At 65.0% G+C, this 16,425-nt stretch carries 16 protein-coding genes; 1 reads left to right on the plus strand and 15 read right to left on the minus strand.

The window, feature by feature from the left end:
- The first annotated feature begins 4 nt into the window (after positions 1-4).
- Positions 5-1,369, plus strand: coding sequence for a M23 family metallopeptidase (locus A4X16_RS06525; RefSeq protein ID WP_067118149.1), 1,365 nt, complete (start codon positions 5-7; stop codon positions 1,367-1,369).
- A gap of 21 nt (positions 1,370-1,390) precedes the next feature.
- Here the strand turns inward: A4X16_RS06525 and ccsB are convergent, their stop codons facing one another.
- The 15 genes from ccsB to A4X16_RS17450 form a co-directional block, all read right to left on the minus strand.
- Positions 1,391-2,389 carry a c-type cytochrome biogenesis protein CcsB gene (gene ccsB, locus A4X16_RS06530; RefSeq protein ID WP_067118152.1) on the minus strand — a complete coding sequence of 333 codons (999 nt, stop codon included), beginning with the start codon at positions 2,387-2,389 and terminating at the stop codon, positions 1,391-1,393.
- Complete coding sequence (resB, locus tag A4X16_RS06535; protein WP_067118155.1) at positions 2,386-4,095, minus strand: cytochrome c biogenesis protein ResB; 1,710 nt, start codon at positions 4,093-4,095, stop codon at positions 2,386-2,388. Before resB ends, ccsB begins: the two co-directional genes overlap by 4 nt.
- Positions 4,076-4,822: a cytochrome c biogenesis CcdA family protein gene (locus A4X16_RS06540; protein ID WP_067118158.1), complete on the minus strand. Its 747-nt coding sequence runs from the start codon at positions 4,820-4,822 to the stop codon at positions 4,076-4,078. Before A4X16_RS06540 ends, resB begins: the two co-directional genes overlap by 20 nt.
- Positions 4,819-5,385: a TlpA disulfide reductase family protein gene (locus A4X16_RS06545; RefSeq protein WP_082914342.1), complete on the minus strand. Its 567-nt coding sequence runs from the start codon at positions 5,383-5,385 to the stop codon at positions 4,819-4,821. Before A4X16_RS06545 ends, A4X16_RS06540 begins: the two co-directional genes overlap by 4 nt.
- A gap of 781 nt (positions 5,386-6,166) precedes the next feature.
- Positions 6,167-6,799: a M23 family metallopeptidase gene (locus A4X16_RS06550; RefSeq protein WP_197491788.1), complete on the minus strand. Its 633-nt coding sequence runs from the start codon at positions 6,797-6,799 to the stop codon at positions 6,167-6,169.
- 320 nt (positions 6,800-7,119) lie between these two features.
- Positions 7,120-8,670: an apolipoprotein N-acyltransferase gene (gene lnt, locus A4X16_RS06555; protein WP_231880290.1), complete on the minus strand. Its 1,551-nt coding sequence runs from the start codon at positions 8,668-8,670 to the stop codon at positions 7,120-7,122.
- Between the two features lie 62 nt (positions 8,671-8,732).
- The gene (locus A4X16_RS06560; RefSeq protein ID WP_067118167.1) at positions 8,733-9,671 is read right to left on the minus strand and encodes a cytochrome c oxidase assembly protein; all 939 of its coding nucleotides are present in this window, start codon (positions 9,669-9,671) and stop codon (positions 8,733-8,735) included.
- A gap of 49 nt (positions 9,672-9,720) precedes the next feature.
- The gene (locus A4X16_RS06565; RefSeq protein WP_067118169.1) at positions 9,721-10,056 is read right to left on the minus strand and encodes a DUF6804 family protein; all 336 of its coding nucleotides are present in this window, start codon (positions 10,054-10,056) and stop codon (positions 9,721-9,723) included.
- Positions 10,053-10,592 carry a signal peptidase II gene (locus A4X16_RS06570; protein ID WP_067118171.1) on the minus strand — a complete coding sequence of 180 codons (540 nt, stop codon included), beginning with the start codon at positions 10,590-10,592 and terminating at the stop codon, positions 10,053-10,055. The genes A4X16_RS06565 and A4X16_RS06570 overlap by 4 nt, the downstream gene beginning before the upstream one ends.
- The gene (locus A4X16_RS17755; RefSeq protein WP_096715880.1) at positions 10,592-10,996 is read right to left on the minus strand and encodes a hypothetical protein; all 405 of its coding nucleotides are present in this window, start codon (positions 10,994-10,996) and stop codon (positions 10,592-10,594) included. Before A4X16_RS17755 ends, A4X16_RS06570 begins: the two co-directional genes overlap by 1 nt.
- A 40-nt stretch (positions 10,997-11,036) precedes the next feature.
- Positions 11,037-12,032: an NAD(P)-binding domain-containing protein gene (locus A4X16_RS06575; RefSeq protein WP_067118173.1), complete on the minus strand. Its 996-nt coding sequence runs from the start codon at positions 12,030-12,032 to the stop codon at positions 11,037-11,039.
- Positions 12,029-12,694 carry a DsbA family protein gene (locus tag A4X16_RS06580; protein ID WP_067118175.1) on the minus strand — a complete coding sequence of 222 codons (666 nt, stop codon included), beginning with the start codon at positions 12,692-12,694 and terminating at the stop codon, positions 12,029-12,031. Before A4X16_RS06580 ends, A4X16_RS06575 begins: the two co-directional genes overlap by 4 nt.
- A 585-nt stretch (positions 12,695-13,279) precedes the next feature.
- Complete coding sequence (locus tag A4X16_RS06590) at positions 13,280-13,936, minus strand: copper resistance CopC family protein (protein WP_067118178.1); 657 nt, start codon at positions 13,934-13,936, stop codon at positions 13,280-13,282.
- Positions 13,933-15,831 carry a cytochrome c oxidase assembly protein gene (locus A4X16_RS06595; RefSeq protein WP_067118180.1) on the minus strand — a complete coding sequence of 633 codons (1,899 nt, stop codon included), beginning with the start codon at positions 15,829-15,831 and terminating at the stop codon, positions 13,933-13,935. Before A4X16_RS06595 ends, A4X16_RS06590 begins: the two co-directional genes overlap by 4 nt.
- A complete protein-coding gene (locus A4X16_RS17450) occupies positions 15,828-16,397 on the minus strand; it encodes a DUF3515 family protein (RefSeq protein WP_231880291.1) in 570 nt (189 codons plus the stop codon). The genes A4X16_RS06595 and A4X16_RS17450 overlap by 4 nt, the downstream gene beginning before the upstream one ends.
- Positions 16,398-16,425 lie beyond the last annotated feature (28 nt).

Consider the following 16,425-nt stretch of genomic DNA (forward strand, 5'->3'; position numbering starts at 1 on the left):
GTTCATGAGCACCACCCCAGACGAGGCTGAGCGTGCCGCCTTGGCTGCTTCCGATGATTGCGGCTGTGGTCCGACAGCGGCTGAGAGGGAACAGTTCTGGAACCGGCCGATCGGCCGTCGCAGCCTTTTCGGGCTCGGCGCGATGAGCGTCGTCGCTCTCGCCGCCTTCGGCATCGGCTCTGGTGTGTCGGCCGCATACGCCGCCACGTATCCCTCCTGGGACGACGTGCAGCGCGCCAAAGACAACGAGGCAGCGAAGGGCGCTGAGCTTCAACGCATCCAGGGACTCATACAGTCGTTGAAGCAGAATGTCGCTGATACACAAGCCGCGGCTCAGGCGACGTCGGATGAGTTCTACACGGCGCAGCAGGAGTACTTCGGCGCGATCACCGTTGCCGACGAACTGCAGGCGCAGGCTGATGAGCAGGCTGTGATCGCGGAGGAGGCATCTCGCAAAGCCGGCCAGCTCGCGGCTCAGCTCTACCGGAACGGCGGTGACGATACAGCGCTGCAGCTCTTCTTCTCGGGCTCGGCGGCCGAATCGGATGAACTCCTGTCCCGGCTGGGAACGCTCGACAAGTTCATGCAACACAATCGTGCTGTCTATGACGACGCGATCTCATCCAAGAACGCGGCTCAGTCCCTCTCGGATCAGGCGGCGGTCGCGCGTGACGAGCGCGACCGCCTTCAGCAGGTCGCGGAGCAGAAGATGATCGCGGCCCAGGATGCGGCGGACGCCGCCCAGGCCGCACTGGACGAGCAGACCGCATATCTCGGAACGTTGGAGGCCCAGCTGGCTGCGCTCCAAGACACCACGGCCCAGACGGTCGCGGGGTATCAAGCCGGCGTCGCTGCGCGTGCCGCGGAGGAGAAGGCGCGCCGTGAGCGCGAGGCCGCCGAAGCCGCAGCCAACAGCGGGGGCAGCAGCGGCGGGGGCGGTCAGGCCGGATCGGGTGGGTGGGTACGACCACACGGCGGTGCGCGCAGCTCGAGTTATGGACCACGGACTCCCATCTGCGGCTCTCGGGGCTGCTCGTCGAGTTATCACTATGGCGCCGACCTGGCGAACGGATGTGGCGCGGCCATCTACGCCGCCAACTCGGGGACGGTCGACTACGCGGGTGCCAACGGGAACTACGGCAACTACGTGCGCATTCAGCACGGCGGGGGCGTCAGCTCCGGCTACGCGCACATCAAGCCCGGCGGGATCGCCGTTCGCCGTGGCCAGTGGGTGGAGTCCGGGCAGATCATCGCATACGCCGGTGACACCGGTCGTTCCTTCGGCTGCCACCTGCACTTCGAGGTGTACATCAACGGCGGCTACACGAACCCGGTGCGCTTCATGGAGGACCGCGGCGTCTACGTATGACGAACGCCGCGGCCCCGCCTGTCAGGAGGTGAGCCCGGAATACGAGTGGAGGCCGGGGAAATAGATGTTCACGATCGTGAAGTTGAACAGCACGGCTGCGAATCCGACGATCGACAACCAGGCCGATCTGGAACCGCGCCATCCCCGAGTCGCCCTGGCGTGGATGTATCCCGCATAGAGAACCCAGATCACGAAAGTCCACACCTCTTTGACGTCGAATCCCCAGTAGCGCCCCCACGAATCGTTCGCCCAGATCGCTCCGGCGATGAGTGTGAAGCTCCAGAACATGAATCCGACGATGGTGAACCGGTAGGCCAGAGTCTCGAGAGTCTCCGCCGAGGGGATCGTGGTGAGGAAGCGGGGGGATTTCTTCGCCTTGCGCATCACCGAGTCGGCCGCCAGAAGGCGCTCACGACGACCCTGCATGAGCTGCGTGACCGACACTCCGCAGGCGAGCGCGAACAACGCCGTGGCGAGTGAGGCGACGAAGACGTGGATCACGAGCCAGATGCTCTTCAGCGGGTCCATCAATGGGGCCACCTCGACATAGAAACCGAGTGTCGCGCCGCCGAGGAGCAGCACGATCATGCCGAGAAGGAAGGCTCCGAGGAAACGCAGGTCGTACAACCGCAGCACCACGAGGTAGACGGCGACGATGAGAAGCGTCCCCGTGAGCGCGAACTCGTACATGTTGGCCCAGGGAACACGTTCGGCGGCGATACCGCGGCCGAGCGTTCCACCGAGGTGGAACAGGAATGCGAGAACGGTCAGCGATGTCCCGATCCGGGCCCAGACCCGGCGTGGTGAGTGCGCGTCGCTCCCGGCGCTCGCAGGGGGTGCGGGCTCCGGCGAATCGCCTCTGTTCCCGCCAGCGGCGACCAATGTTCGCGCCGGCGCAGAGGTCGACACCGCACTGCGTTGCGCGAGATCGATGGTGTACGCCGCGAAGGCGAGAACGTACGTGGCAATCGCCGTCCAGACGAGGAGGAGGGAGATGCCGTCAAGGCTGAGATCGGTCATGACGGGGTCCTTTCGGTGGAGTCGTGGGAATGGTCTGTGTCGTCAGCGGGTGCGGGTCGTGCGTCGACCGAAGTCGAGTGTCGGCGTGCGAGTTCATCGATGGCGCGCTGCAACGTCGGGTCGTCCCCTCGTGCGAGGCCCGCGTACTCGACGCGCACGCCGTCTTCCACTGCGCGCGCTTTCACCCATACACGTCGCCGTGGTACGAACAGTCCGGCGAACAAGCCGGCCATCGCGATGACGGAGAAGACGAGCACTCCCCCGCTGCTGGGATCCTGTTGAATCTGCAGCGACGCGAATCGCTTCACCGGTTGCATCTCCTCGTCGATCTCCCAGGTCACAGATCCCCACCCGTTCGGGAGGTCGACAGTGTCCCCGGGACGGAGCTCCAGCGATTCGACACCGCTGTCGCCTCCGGTCTCCTGGTCGAGACCGCTCACGTCGAGGGTGTAGACGGAGCGCGGCGTGCCGTCGTCGATTCCGAGATCGCCGCTGAAGACGTTGAACGTGAGTACCGGGTCCACGACATCGGGATAGATCGATGTGAATGCTCCGGACGGGAGGGTTCCCTGGGTGGGGTAGAAGAAGCCGACGAGCCCGATCTGCTTCGGCAAGCCATCCGGGATCTTGATGATGCCCAGCGACGTCATGTTCGAGTCCTGTGGGAGGAACGGCTGCGACTCGCTGAAGACGATGTCGCCGTCGCCGTTCTTCACAGTGAGCGTCGGAGCATACCCGTTTCCGAGCAGGTAGATGCGGTCGTTCGCGACGGTGATCGGATAGTTCACCCGCACGCTCTGCTCGCTGTCCTCCTGCCCCGGCTGACGGACGGTGACCTGCGCATCGAAGTTCTCGGCCTGGCCCGCGCCGGGGGTGCCCGGCAGTCGATAGGCCACCCGGAAGTCGTCGAGCGTGAGCGAGTACGGAACGAGACCGGCGCCGTCGACGAAACGCCCCGGGTTGAACGACGAGTAGTCACTGAGAGCGTTGACGAAGGTCGTTCCTTCGACGACGACGCGCTGACCGGTATAAGCGAATGATCCGCCGACGGCGACAGAGACGAGAACTCCCACCAGCGCGACGTGGAAGACGAGATTGCCCGTCTCCCGGAGGTAGCCCCGCTCAGCCGAGACGGAGAAGGAACCTCGCTGGTCGTAGCGTTCGACGCGATAGCCGGACCGGCTCAGCATGTCGGAGGCCGTGGCGATGACACGCTCCGCATCGTCACCGTCCGCGGCGACCACCAGTTCGCGATGGGCGGGAAGTCGCGACAGCCGCGACGGTGTCCGCGGGGGACGCGAGCGCAGCGCGACATAGTGATGCTTCGCGCGTGGGATGACGCAGCCGATCAGCGATAGGAACAGCAGAAGGTGGATGGCGGAGAACCACGGTGAGATGTAGACGTCGAACAGTCCGAGGGCGTCTGCCAGAGGAAACATCTCGGGATTGTTCCGCCGCCATTGCACGACGCCGTTCGGGTCTGCGCTGCGCTGCGGGAACAGAGAGCCCGGGATGGCAGCGATGGCCAGCAGAAGCAGAAGCAGCAGTGCGGTGCGCATGCTCGTCAGTTGGGTCCACCCCCAACGCAGCCATCCGACGACGCTGAGTGAAGGGTTGGTCACCTCCGCCGCAGCGGCGGTCTCAGCGTGGTCGCTTGGTCGGAGCGGATCGCTTGCGGTGTGGGAGTCAGAGCGGGAGCGGGACATTGATGATCACCTGCTGAAGTTGGGACATGAGTGACGTCCACGCCCCAGAGACCATGAGGATCCCGAGGGCGATGAGCATCGCTCCACCGATGAGATTGAGAGCGCGGACATGGCGTCGGAGGAACGCCACGGACGAGGACGCCCATCCCCACCCCGCCGCGAGGATCAGGAAGGGGATGCCCAGACCGAGCGAGTACGCGAGACCGAGCAGGCCCGCTCGTGCCGGGTCGCCGAGGTTCCAGGACATCGAGATGATGGCCGCGAGTGTCGGTCCGATGCAGGGCGTCCACCCGACGCCGAGCGCGAACCCCAGAAGCGGAGCTCCGACGAGACCGGCCCGGTTGCCGAGACGGAGGCGCACGGATCGCTGGGCGATGTTGAAGACTCCGATGAAGACGAGTCCCATGACGATGATGATCGCCCCGAACACGCGCGTGAGGATGTCCGCGTATCGCAGCAGGACGAATCCGAATGTCCCTCCGAGGATGGTCACCACCACGAAGACCACGGTGAAGCCCGCGATGAACAAGGTGACCCCCAGCATCAACCGGCGGCGTGCCGGACTGCGGCTCCCCGTGCCGGGCGGGATCGTTCCGCCGAGATACCCGAGATATCCCGGGACGAGCGGCAGCACGCATGGGGAGACGAAGGAGACGAGTCCCGCGAGGAGGGCGACGGGGAGCGCGAGCCAGAGAGCGCCGTCGACGATGAGTGCACCGGGACTCACGGCATCTTCTCCTCGAGCACGCCGTCGACGAGGGTGGCGAGGATCGACGGGCTTTCCAGCTGACCGATCACGCGGGCGGCGACTCGCCCGGAGCGGTCCAGCACCAGAGTCGTCGGCGTCGCCTGGATCGGCGTCACCTGCACGAACGCCAGCTTGACCTTGCCGTCGTTCACGTCGATGACACTCGGGTAGGTGACGCCGTTGTCCTTCGCGAACGACAACGCAGTCGCGGGCTGGTCGTAGGTGTTGACCCCGAGAAAGGCCACGCCCTCGTCGCGGTAGTCCTGCCAGACCTGTTCGAGGAACGGCGCCTCGACGATGCAGGGCCCGCACGCGGCGTACCAGAAGTTCACCACGAGGACCCCGCCTCGGTAGTCGTCGGACGACACGTTCTCCTCGGTCTCGGTGACGCCTTCGAACTCGACCGGTTCACCACGCTCGGCTTCAGGGATCTCGATGACTTGGAAGTCACCGGCGATGAAGCCCTTCTCGTTGCCGTCCCGATACTGCTGAGAGAGGGAATCATTGGATGCGCAGCCCGCCAGCGCGATGAGAGCAGCCATCGACATGGCGGCGACTACGGTGCGACATCGACGACGTCCTCGCGAGGTACTGACCGCGGCGGGCGGTGGGTCGGCGGATCTGGAGTGCATGGAGGTTCCTGTTCAGGTGCGCGTGTGGGAAGGGCGTCACAGTCGCTCGCCTCACGGACGCGTATCGACATCACGTGCGAAGGAGAGAACGAGTCCGCTGCGGCGCCGGGTGCCATCGCGGCCCGCGCTGGCGCGGTCGCCGGGACGACGATCAGTTGGCGCGCGTCGACGGCGGGGTGCTGACGACGCGATGGGGACCGCGGGAACTCAGGTCCGCGAGACGCGGAGTTGCAGCAGGGTGGATGCTGTCACCCGGACACCTATCCGCGGGAGCACGGGGGCGATTGTGGCGAACCTCCACACGATGTCCTTCGTCGACGATGGCCGACGCCATCGGGCGGTGACAACGAGAAGCAGGGCACCGCAGAGGACTCCGACCGCGCACACAACGGCGCCCAGTCCCTCGCCCGGCGAGGTGGCCGCCTTCCCGGATGCCCCGGAGACCACCTCGGATGGATCGTCGGCTGCTCCGAAGTGGGCTGTCGGGTCGGGGCCGGAGGCTGAGACCGCCGTCGGAGGGACAGGCGCCGCGCTGACCGTCGCGCACGCGACGCCGAGCATCAGCAGCATCGACAAGAGCACGAGAAGGACAAGACTCGAGGAGAAGGGCGCACGCGGATGAGCCGGTATGGTCAGGGGTGTCTCCTGTGCCGTTCTCGCGCTGCCGGCACCGACGAGAGGACCCCGCCGCTCATCCACTCGTCTTCTCCTGCAACCAGGAGACGGGGTCGAGCTTGCCGTTCTTCGTCGACACCTCGAGGTGCAGGTGCGCACCGAAGCTGCGGCCGGTGTTGCCGACTCTTCCGACCACGGTCCCCGCCGAGACGGTCTGGCCTTCGCGGACGCCGAGCGATCCGTTCAGCATGTGCGCATACCGACTGAACACCGTCTGGCCGTCCACGGTGCTCTCGATGTAGACGGTCACCCCGAAAGCTCCGCCGTTCTCGGTCGCGATGCGCACCGTTCCCCCCGCGATGGCCCGGATCTGAGAGCCCTCCCCTGGCGTGAAGTCCGCCCCTTCATGCATCCGTCCCCATCGAGGTCCGAAGTTGGACGACGTGGGAACGCTGACGGGGAACGGCCACTGGACGTCTGCATCCGGGGCCGACTGCAGTGATCCGTTGAAGTAGCGGATCCCGGCGGCAGCTGCGAGTTGCGGAGCCGATGAGACGCTGTAGTCGTTCTCCCGACGAAGGTCCACTGCTGCGGTGTCCCCGGGCACCACGAAGGCCTGGATGTCGTCGCTCGCCAGGTTCTGAGTGGAGGAGAACCGTGCGTTGGTATCGGCTCTGGATGCTTCGATGGTCGCCGCGGGGATGGTCATGCCGACCATGAAAGAGGAAGCGACTGCGAGTGTGCCGACCGCGATGAGCTTCTTTCCGATGTTCCGGGCGCGGGACCCAGCAGGCGAGGGCTGTCCACGTGGGGCGTCGTCCTCAGGCGCGCCCTGGATCGCGACCGTCGACGCCGCCGCATCCGGCTCGCCGAGTGGTGTGGACTCGCGAGCGCGCCGGAGCTCTGCGCGAGTGAGTTGCGGAATCCTATCCGTTGCGGCCGCGGCTCTCTGGTATCGGAGGGCCGCGCGAGTGAGGGCCGGTTCACGTCGAGCGTCAGTAGTCGCCGCCTGGCGAGTTTCATGCGCGGTCACTGTTCGACCTTTCGGGTTGGGTCGTCGTAGAGGTGTGCAAGGCGAGTCGAACGCCGACGAGAGTGGATGGCGAGCCCGACGATGGCCCCGATCCCGAGGATGACGATGCCGGGCGCGGTCCACTGGTCGACGAAGATCCCCGGTGCCGTGCCGGTGCGCAGGGGAACGTCCGTGATCTCAGCGGCGACCTCATCCACGCCAGCGGTCGCGAGGATGCTTCCGTCCGGGGCGATGACCTGACTGGTGCCGACGGTGGACACGTTGACCACGCTCTTCCCGGTCTGGATGGCGCGCATGCGAGCGAAGGCGAGCTGTTGGAGGTTCTCATCCGATCCACGGAAGTCGGCGTTATTGGTCTGAAAGACGAAGAGTCCCACGTCTCGTTCGGCGCCGGCGCGGATGACGCCGTCGAAGATGACGTCGAAGCAGATCGCCAACCCGATGGCGGTCTTCCCCACTGTGACGACGGGCGCATTGGTGCCCGGTGTGTATTCGCGTTGGATGAGCCCGACGAGATCCGGCGCCAACTGCTCATAGAACCATCGGTCGGGGACGTACTCACCGAACGGGACTGGATTGACCTTGTCGTGGATCTGGGGATCGAGCGAGTCCTGCGTCCAGACGAACGAGGTGTTGAACGTCTCGGCGCCTCTCGTCGTCGCGGCATTGCCGAGGAGGGGGCTCCCCGACCTGGTCACGATCTCATCCAGCACAGCGCCGGCTCGTTCGTCTCGGAAGGGGTCGAACTCCGCCGATCCTTCCGGCCAGACGAGCAGATCGGTCTTCCGGTCGAGGAGCGGTTCCGTCGCGTCGACTTGAGCGCTCAGCAGCTCTCCAGGGGATCGGTCGTCGAAGTATCCGGAGGGGCCGTTGCCCTGAACCCACCCGACTCGGAAGGCGCCCGCATCCGTCGTCGGGAACTGCGGGATGACGGTGAGCCCGACGAGGAGAAGCACAGCAGGCGCTGTGGCGGGCAGAAATCGCAGCCCCATGCGCAACCACTGCACGACGCTGGCCGAGATCGTCGCGATGACGAGCGAGAGACCGGTCACTCCGACCCAGGAGGCGACCTCGGGGAAGGGCCCCTCCACCTGTGTCATCCCGAGGCGCGCCCACGGGAATCCCCCGTATGGCCACGATCCCAGCGTTATCTCCCGCCCGACCCAGAGCACGCCGATGAGTACGGGAACGACGATGACGTGAAGGACGGCGCCGCGTCGGAGTCGACTCGTCCACTTGTACGCCAGCGCTATGGGGATCGCACCGATTCCGAAGATCATGGACTGAAGCCCGACCAGTGCGATGCGGGGTACCGGGCCGAGAAACTCACCGACCCAGTCCAGGTGCAGCGAGTAGAAGGTCACGCCGAACACAAGACCTACGAGCAGCGCTCCACCGATGCTGCGCCCGACGGTGGTCGCCAGGGCGACGATGACGCTCACGAATGCGAGCGGCCACCAGCTGAGCTCTGGGCTCGCGAGGTCCATCGCGAGCCCGGCGGCCGCGGCGAGCGGAACTGCGAGCCACAGTGTGATGAGTGGACGCATCGGATCGGTCTCCGTCGAGCGGGAACTGCGTAGGCGCGTGGATGTGAGTGTCTCAGTCATGTTCAGGTGTCCCGCTCGCGCAGCTTCTCGAGATAGGCGTTGTACTCATCGAGCTCGGAGGACCCGTGCTGGTCCTCGTAGCGGTCTTGCGCCTGGGACCGTGCCGTGTCGTCCCGGAACCATCGATGCATGACGTAGATCAACATCAGCAGCGTCGGCGCTTCGCCGTACGACCATGCGAGTCCCCCGGCGAGCCTCTGATCCTCGATGGGATCCAGGCCCATCGCCTGCGTGGGAGCGACGAAGTGCGTGATGAGCATGGTGGTCGACATCATGAGAAACACGCCGAAGAACGCATGCAGGGCGGCTTCGGCGAATACGTCCAGGGCGCGACCGCCATGGCTGAGCCGGACGGGAAGCGGATCGGAACTGAGGATGGGGATGGTGAAGATGATGCCCGCCGCGAGGAAAGCCACTTCCAGTGCTATGTGACCTGTGGTCGAGCCTAAGATCGTGTCCGCGAGCCCTGCTAGGTATAAGCCATAGAACGCCGCGAGGTAGAGCGGGAGCGCGGTCCACGGGCTCAATGTCCACCGAGCGAGTCTGCTGCGCAGGCCGGCATGAGCCATGGTCAGAACCACACGCCCCATTCCCCGGTGCGGGGTCGCGCGAAGCAGCAACGTCCCCGGGGATCCCAAGACGAGCAGTGGCGGGATCGCCATCATCAAGGTGAGCTGCTGGAACATGAACACCGACATCAGCGCGTAGCCGTAGTTCTCGACCGCCAGTCCGGTCGTCGCCGCAAGACCTGCGCACCCGCTGAGGAAGCTGAGTGTGCGCCACACTGACCATCTCCGACCGTGCACCCACATCCGAATCGCGCCGACGGAGTAGAAAACCGCAAGGAGCCCTGCGACTGCAGGCAGCACGGGAAGCGCCCCCGGGACCACGGCGAAGTAGTCGGGGAAGGAAGGTGGGGCATCGGGGATCCACAGCGTCATCGACGGGCGCTCTCCGTGATGTCGAGGTGTGGAGCACGTGAGAGGAACATCATGGACGCGGGAACTTGATGAGACTTCCGGCGACCAGGAACACGACCGCCGCAGCAGCCTGAACCCCAACCCACACCGGTCCTTCGAACGGGAATGGTGCCACGGGGTTCCACAGAACCGCGATGGCGACGAACACCGGCGCCCACCACCAGTGACGCGCCTGCACAGCAAACCACCCCACGATGATGGCCAGGATCGACGTCACGTAGAGCACCACAGCTGCCCATTCGGTCGTCAGCAGCACAGGCGCGAGGAACAGGACCGCTGCGGCAATGAGGCTGGGCGCGAGCGCATTTCTCTGGTAGGTGGAGGGAGTGCGCTTCTTCTGCGTCATATCCGGTCACTCATCTCGTTGTCGTTCAGATGTGAGGAAACACTCTGAGGGTCCTCAGGGGTGTTGCGTCGTCGGCGTAAAAGGCCGATGGCGAGCACAACAGCCCCCACCGCCAACGCGACGTCGGCGATATTTCCGATGAAAAGGTCTGAATAGGCGAGAAAGTCCGTCACGTACCCGCGACCAAAACCCGGCGGCGCGAAGAGGCGGTCAAGCACGTTGCCGATAGCTCCCCCGAGTATGAACCCGATACCGACCGCCCACCATGCGGTACGGGACCGGATGGCGCTGATGAAGAGGGCGACCGTTGCGATGACGCCCACCGCCGTAAGCAACGGGGTCGCGCCGGAGCCGAACGAGAGGATCGCGCCGGGGTTGAACGCGAGCTGCAGCCCGAAAAGGTCACCCAACAGCGGTATACGCTCCGTGGTGCTCAGCTCCGCGAGGGCCATGGCCTTCGACACCTGGTCAATGGCAACCGTCGCACCTGCAACCGCGAAGGCGACCGCGTTTTTCGGAATCCGGGCGTTCATCATCACCCTTCGATCTCGGTGTCCGCCGCCGCGCGGTCTTCGCGGCGTCGCTTCCGCCCGGCGACTGCGACACCGACGGCTCCCGCGGCGAGAACGAATCCGATACCGATTACGAAGATGATCCCGAGGAACCCGAGATCGTCCCGCTCTACTGGTCGCTCCCCGTTCTGTCTTTCGTGACGTTCCTTGTCCGACTCAGTCTCGGTCGGAGTTCCCGAAGGGGTAGGTGCTTCCGAAGGGCTGGGACTTGCGGTCGGCGACGGCGTCGAGGACACAGCCGGCGGCACGGTTTCCGTCGCCGCGGCCGCGGACGTTGCCTGCGAGCCCAGCATGAAGGTCGCGGCCGCCACCAGCAGCACCGCAGCGACTGCGTGTTCCAGTCTCTTAGTGATGTTCTGATGTCTCATGCGTTTTCCTCATTCCGGGGTTCACTGACGTGGGCGTTGTTCAGGGGCGTTTCATGATCCGCCGTGCGATGAGCATCGCGTCGCGACGTGCTCCGTCGAAGGTGTCGGCGTCCGGCTTGCTGTACAGCGGCATGCCGGCGATGAACAGACCAGGCACCGCTGTCGTTCCGCGTCCGCGAGGCGAGTCTCGAACGTCAGTCGGGAGCCAGGTGTCGGCGGGCAGATAGCCGGTCGCGAAGATCACCGACTGCGGAGCGGTTCGCTGACCATCTTCGAAGATGATGTGTGCTCCGTCGACGGCCACCGCAGCGGGCATCAACGTGACGCCGAGCGCCTCCCAGTTAGGAGAGTGTGATGCCCTACCGTCGCGCAACTGCCGCCCCATCCAGCGGCCCCGTCCCGCTCCGGGACTGTGACCTTGCGGCGACCTGGACGACAACGTGACGCGGTGGGAGCTGCTGAGTTCGCGCGCAACCTGCTGTCCGCTGTGACCCGCCCCGATGATGAGAACGTCGCCCGCGGGAATCTGTGTCGGGCCACGATAGTCCGCGCTGTGTAGGACTATGCCCGGCGCCTGCGTCTCTACGGCCCAGCTAGGAATACGCGGGCGACCTGCGGATCCGCTCGCGCAGACGATATTGCGAGTCTGAACCTGCCCCTCATTGGTGGAGAGGAGGAGGGTCGACCCGTCGCCTAGACGCTGCACGCCGGTCGCACGAACGCCCCACGTGGTGGTGATGCGCAGCGAGGACTCCACCGACAGGAGATGCTCTTCGATCTCGCGCGGCGAGGGGTGGCGGTAGGGGTCTCCGGCGAGATGACGTCCTGCTACGGCGCTGCGTCCCGCTTCGGTCAACAGCTTCATCGATGACCAGCGATATCCCCACGAGCGTCGACCATCGCAGTCACTGTCGATGACCGCGAAGTCCCGCTGCGGAACCAGTCCCATTCGCGCGAGCTCCGAAGCGACGGAGAGCCCGGCGTGGCCCGAGCCCACGATGATGACCCGACGGTGAGACAGCCCTGCTAGCGTCACTGCGCCTCGCGTGCAGCAACGATGGCGTTCTCGAGGTCGTCGTACCGCTCGAGTGTGACGGGCTCTCCGTCGACGAAGAAGGTCGGTGTACCGCTGACCCCCAACGCCTGGCCGTCGTTGTAGTCGAGGTCGACACGTTCGACTGTGCCCGAATCTGCGATCGCCGCGTCGTACGCGGCCATGTCCAGGCCGATCTCCTCCGCGAATCCTCGGAAGACGCTCGCCCGGGACTCCTGAGCTTCTCCCCACTGCGACTGGGTCTCGAAGAGCATGCGGTACATCTCTTCGAGACGGCCCTGTTGAGCCGCTGCTTCCGCCGCGTACGCAGCGTTCCGGGAATTCAGATGACCGGGCAGCGGGAAGTACCGGATGACATACGTGATCTCTCCGTCGTACCTCTTCCGCAGATCTTCAACCACGGGATAGAAAGCACCGCACGCTTCGCATTCGAAGTCGAGGAACTCCACGATGGTCACGGCCCCCTCTCCCCCGTCATCGAGTACGTAAGAGTTGTCTCGGAGCACCTGAGGCGCGGTTCCCCCGTCCTCGGACGCGGGCGGCGCGGAGTTCCTTTGATTCACGAGGACGAAGATCACAGCGACAACGATGAGGACGATGGCAACGGCAACAGCAACGAGGCCGGCTTTCACGGCAGGTTTCATTGGGTACTCCACAGACAGGTGACACGGACGAAGGTCGAGAAACGGCCCGCGCTCGTTGCGCGGTCCTTCGGTGTGTCAGGTGCGGGAGAGACCGAGAGCCGTTAGAGGCAAGGACATTCGCCGTGGAGTGGGGCGAGCCGTGGGTGCAGACGACAGCATCGTTCTGACGGCTGTCGAGAACGCCCAACCCGCGTCACGGTACAACATGCGGTATAGGAGGACGGCCGCCACGAGCCCGCACAGAATTCCGAGGACGCACAGTACAGCGCCTGTGGCGGGGTCCAGTTCCGAACTGGGCGACGACTCCTCGGCGACGCTCGTCGCTTCATCGGCAACGACACTCGAATCCCCGGACGCCGTCATTACGACACTCGGCGCGGCCTGCGAGGTGAGTTCGGCGCTGCCGTGCGCTGCGGCGCCGATTGCGAAAACGAGCAAGAGCGCTAGTCCGATGGTGGTAATGAGCCGCATTATCAATTGGCTCCGACTTGACAGCCCATCACGGGCAGGTCGAATCGAATGAACCACACGTCGATTGTAGCCAGCGCGTTGAAGCGATTCTTTGAATCAGCCGTCCTACCGAACTCACTCGGACCTTTTCCGTCGACGGCTCAAGATCGAGATCGTCGCGATTGTCAGGCCACCGAGAACGATGACCCCCGCGACGATGCCAAGAACGACGACGATCTCGCCGGAAGCGTTCGGCGCTTCGCTGTCCTCGAGCGGCTGCGGTGTCGAAGTGACATCGTCCTCCATTGGGGCCGGGGTGCTGGTGGGTGCCGCTGCAGGTTGAGTGCGCGTGTCCTCGTTCCCACACGCCGGGGAATCCCAGCCGAGTGCGACGGACGCGTCCGGAGATGCCACGTACTCGAACTGATACGACTCGGAGATAGGGTGCCCGTCGCTGGATACGGCGTTCCACAACACGGTGTAGGTGCCCGAGGCACCGAGGGCGACGGGGGTTGTGAGCACATTGAGCTCGATTGTGGAGCAGGCGGACTCGTAGAAGAGCCCGTCAGCCCCCTGAACCTGCGCGAAGCTGGTCTGGCTGAAGTCGATGAGTTCACCGCTAAAGGTGAGAGCGACCGCATCCAAGCTGGTCACTGTCTCGCCAGCAGCGGGTACGGCATCAGTCAAGTTGTCATGAGCGACTGCTGGGGCGGCGCTGAGCAGCGTGACGACGAGGGCCGTGGCGAACGCGGCGCCCCCGATCCGGCGGATTCGAGCGGACAGGGATGTCATGAGTGAACCTTTCGAGAAGCGTGGGACAGGATCTGCCCCGAGGCTGAGAATGTTGGAGAAGAAGACAGTGAGCGGCTGACTGCGATCCCGACGAAGACCAACAGCGGGCCGGAGACCAGGATGACGATGCCGGCGATTCGCTGGTCCGCCATCGGCTCGAGACCCCATTGGCGGCCCATCGCCCCGAACCAGTTGGCGGCAATCAGGCCGCTCTGCAGAGCGACCCAGCCACCGACGCCGACGAGCGCGGCGGCAGGACCCACGATGGCCGTCCACCACGTCCAATGACCGCGCATAGCCCTTCGACGAAAGAGCAGAGAAAAGAGAAGGCTCCCGACGAACAGAAGACCAGCGACGCGCAGCTCATGCAGCAACGGGTCAGCCAGGGTGCTTCGGAGCACGCCCGTCGCCGACGTGGACCACAGAACAAGCGCGAAGGCGCAGACCGTGGCAACGGGGCGTGCGATGAAGCGTATGACGCTCGATCCGGCAGCGGCCTGCAACCACTCGCGAACTCCACGACTTCCATCAGTACGACTGGTGATCGTCGTCATCGCTAGCTGCCAAGGCGCACCGAGAACAAGGAAGAAGGGAACCACGAGCAGCAACAGCACTCGCCCCACCGCGTCAATACTGTGCAGGTACTCGGCGTAAACCGCGACGGCCCCGCCGTTGGCCCACGCCAGCAACACCATACCCAGCACCCACGCCGACGTTCGAGACGCTTGCCACTCCTCGCCACGCTGCCGCAGCCGGCGAACTCCCGCCAGATAGAAGAAGATCCCGAACGCCGCAATCAGCAGCCACAGCACATTCACATCGTTGCCCGCAAACCATCGAGCCAATGTGAGCTCAGGTGGCAGAGGTGCCTCAGTGAGAATCTCTGCCGGCGTAGTCAGCACCGGGGCCGTAGTGTCGGCCGGCGCAGGGGTGCGCGCGAGCGCCGCTGCAGCACCGCTGGCCACGCCCATGATGGCAAACTCGATGCCCACGAAGGTCCAGAACGGCGCACGCTCTCCGACACTCCGCCGGATGAACCAACGTCGGTGCGCCACTCCGACGAGCCCAAGCAACGTCAGCGCGACCACCTTGAGCATGAGCACGACACCATACGCACTGGCGAGGTCATTCCAGCCCCGCACCGAGGCAATCGTACGAGCGACCCCAGAGGCGGTCACAATGACGAACGCCACGAGCGCGATGGTTGAGTACCGCTCAACAATCACACGCAACCGATGCTCCCGCAGATTCGGCCTCAAGTACGCGAGCGCTATCAGCCCACCCATCCACACGGCGGCGCTTGTGATGTGCAACACCAAGGCCATCACGGCTGCGTCGTGGTTCGCGAGACTACCCGAATGGCCCTGTGTCGCCATCGGGACCAGCGATGTGAGGGAGAGAACGACTAGGACCAGCGTGGCCCCCCAACCGCGGAAGGCGTAGGAAATCACGGTGATGACGGCAGCCATCACCGTCGTGATCAACCAGACACGACCGAGCTCGGTTTCAAGGAGAAACCGACCGAACTGCTGTCCGAAAGCGGGACCCAGTGATACTTCGGGGTTGAACGACGACAGGAACGTGAGGTACCCGGTCGTTCCGCTGCTGATGGTGAGGGCGGCAGCGCCGATGGACGTGATGTCCAGCGCGATGTCGAACTCCTTCTCGCCACGTCGCAGGGCGAACGCGGCAAGAACGACCGATCCTGCCATGACGGCGGCGCTTAGATTGACGATGAACTTGGCGGCCGGAAGTCCCCACCGAACGACGGCGCCGGGATCACTGGCCACGCGCGGGTCGGCGCCCCCTCCGACGACGAGACCCAAAAGTAGAGCGACAACGGCTGCCGTCAACAAGAGCGCGGGACCGATAACGCGCGTGCTTCGCACGCTCATGGGAGGTCTCCTGAGCCACTTGTCGTGGGAGCGTCGTCGTCGTCCGATGCACCTTCATCAGGCGCAGAACAGGCAGCCGTTTTCGGGAGCATCTGCACCGCCGGCGCGAGTGCCTGCAGCACAGTGTCGGCAGACAGGCGAGTCGTGTCGACGTACGCCTGGGCCGCAGGTTCCCGTCCGTACGTCGTCAACCGCAGGTTCGGCAGTTCTTCGTCGTCAACGATCCAGTCGACGGAATTGATAGTCACGCATTGCAACGTCGTCGGCGCTGGCGGTTCAAGGCCGCAGGCGAAGACAACAGCGGTGGGGTCTCCCCACGCGGCCGTCGCCTGGCCATCGGTCGTCCGGCTCTCGAGCTCGCCGACAGCATCCGGAAGGCGTACCGATACGTCAGCGCACTCTGGGGCGTTCGCATCAGGGGCAGGTTTTGTTGCGACAGTTGCCGCGCATCCGGACAGAACCGCGAGCGATCCGACGAACGCCACAATGCATCGCGCTGTCTGCCGCAATGCGGTGCGACGATGCGAGACGACCTCGGCGGCGCGTTGGTAAGGGGTGTTCTTCAAGTTTTCTCTCCAGGCTGTCGACGACGCG

The organism is Microbacterium sp. H83, assembly GCF_001650405.1.
Classification (GTDB): Bacteria; Actinomycetota; Actinomycetes; order Actinomycetales; family Microbacteriaceae; genus Microbacterium.

Coding starts and splice junctions, on each gene's coding strand:
- A4X16_RS06595 (WP_067118180.1), bottom strand. CDS start 15,831: ATGAGCGTGCGAAGCACGCGCGTTATCGGTCCCGCGCTCTTGTTGACG.
- ccsB (WP_067118152.1), bottom strand. CDS start 2,389: ATGACCGATCTCAGCCTTGACGGCATCTCCCTCCTCCTCGTCTGGACG.
- lnt (WP_231880290.1), bottom strand. CDS start 8,670: ATGCGTCCACTCATCACACTGTGGCTCGCAGTTCCGCTCGCCGCGGCC.
- A4X16_RS06570 (WP_067118171.1), bottom strand. CDS start 10,592: ATGATGAACGCCCGGATTCCGAAAAACGCGGTCGCCTTCGCGGTTGCA.
- A4X16_RS17755 (WP_096715880.1), bottom strand. CDS start 10,996: ATGAGACATCAGAACATCACTAAGAGACTGGAACACGCAGTCGCTGCG.
- resB (WP_067118155.1), bottom strand. CDS start 4,095: ATGTCCCGCTCCCGCTCTGACTCCCACACCGCAAGCGATCCGCTCCGA.
- A4X16_RS06590 (WP_067118178.1), bottom strand. CDS start 13,936: ATGACATCCCTGTCCGCTCGAATCCGCCGGATCGGGGGCGCCGCGTTC.
- A4X16_RS06550 (WP_197491788.1), bottom strand. CDS start 6,799: ATGACCATCCCCGCGGCGACCATCGAAGCATCCAGAGCCGATACCAAC.
- A4X16_RS06565 (WP_067118169.1), bottom strand. CDS start 10,056: ATGACGCAGAAGAAGCGCACTCCCTCCACCTACCAGAGAAATGCGCTC.
- A4X16_RS06525 (WP_067118149.1), top strand. CDS start 5: ATGAGCACCACCCCAGACGAGGCTGAGCGTGCCGCCTTGGCTGCTTCC.
- A4X16_RS06560 (WP_067118167.1), bottom strand. CDS start 9,671: ATGACGCTGTGGATCCCCGATGCCCCACCTTCCTTCCCCGACTACTTC.
- A4X16_RS06545 (WP_082914342.1), bottom strand. CDS start 5,385: ATGGCTGCTCTCATCGCGCTGGCGGGCTGCGCATCCAATGATTCCCTC.
- A4X16_RS06580 (WP_067118175.1), bottom strand. CDS start 12,694: ATGAAACCTGCCGTGAAAGCCGGCCTCGTTGCTGTTGCCGTTGCCATC.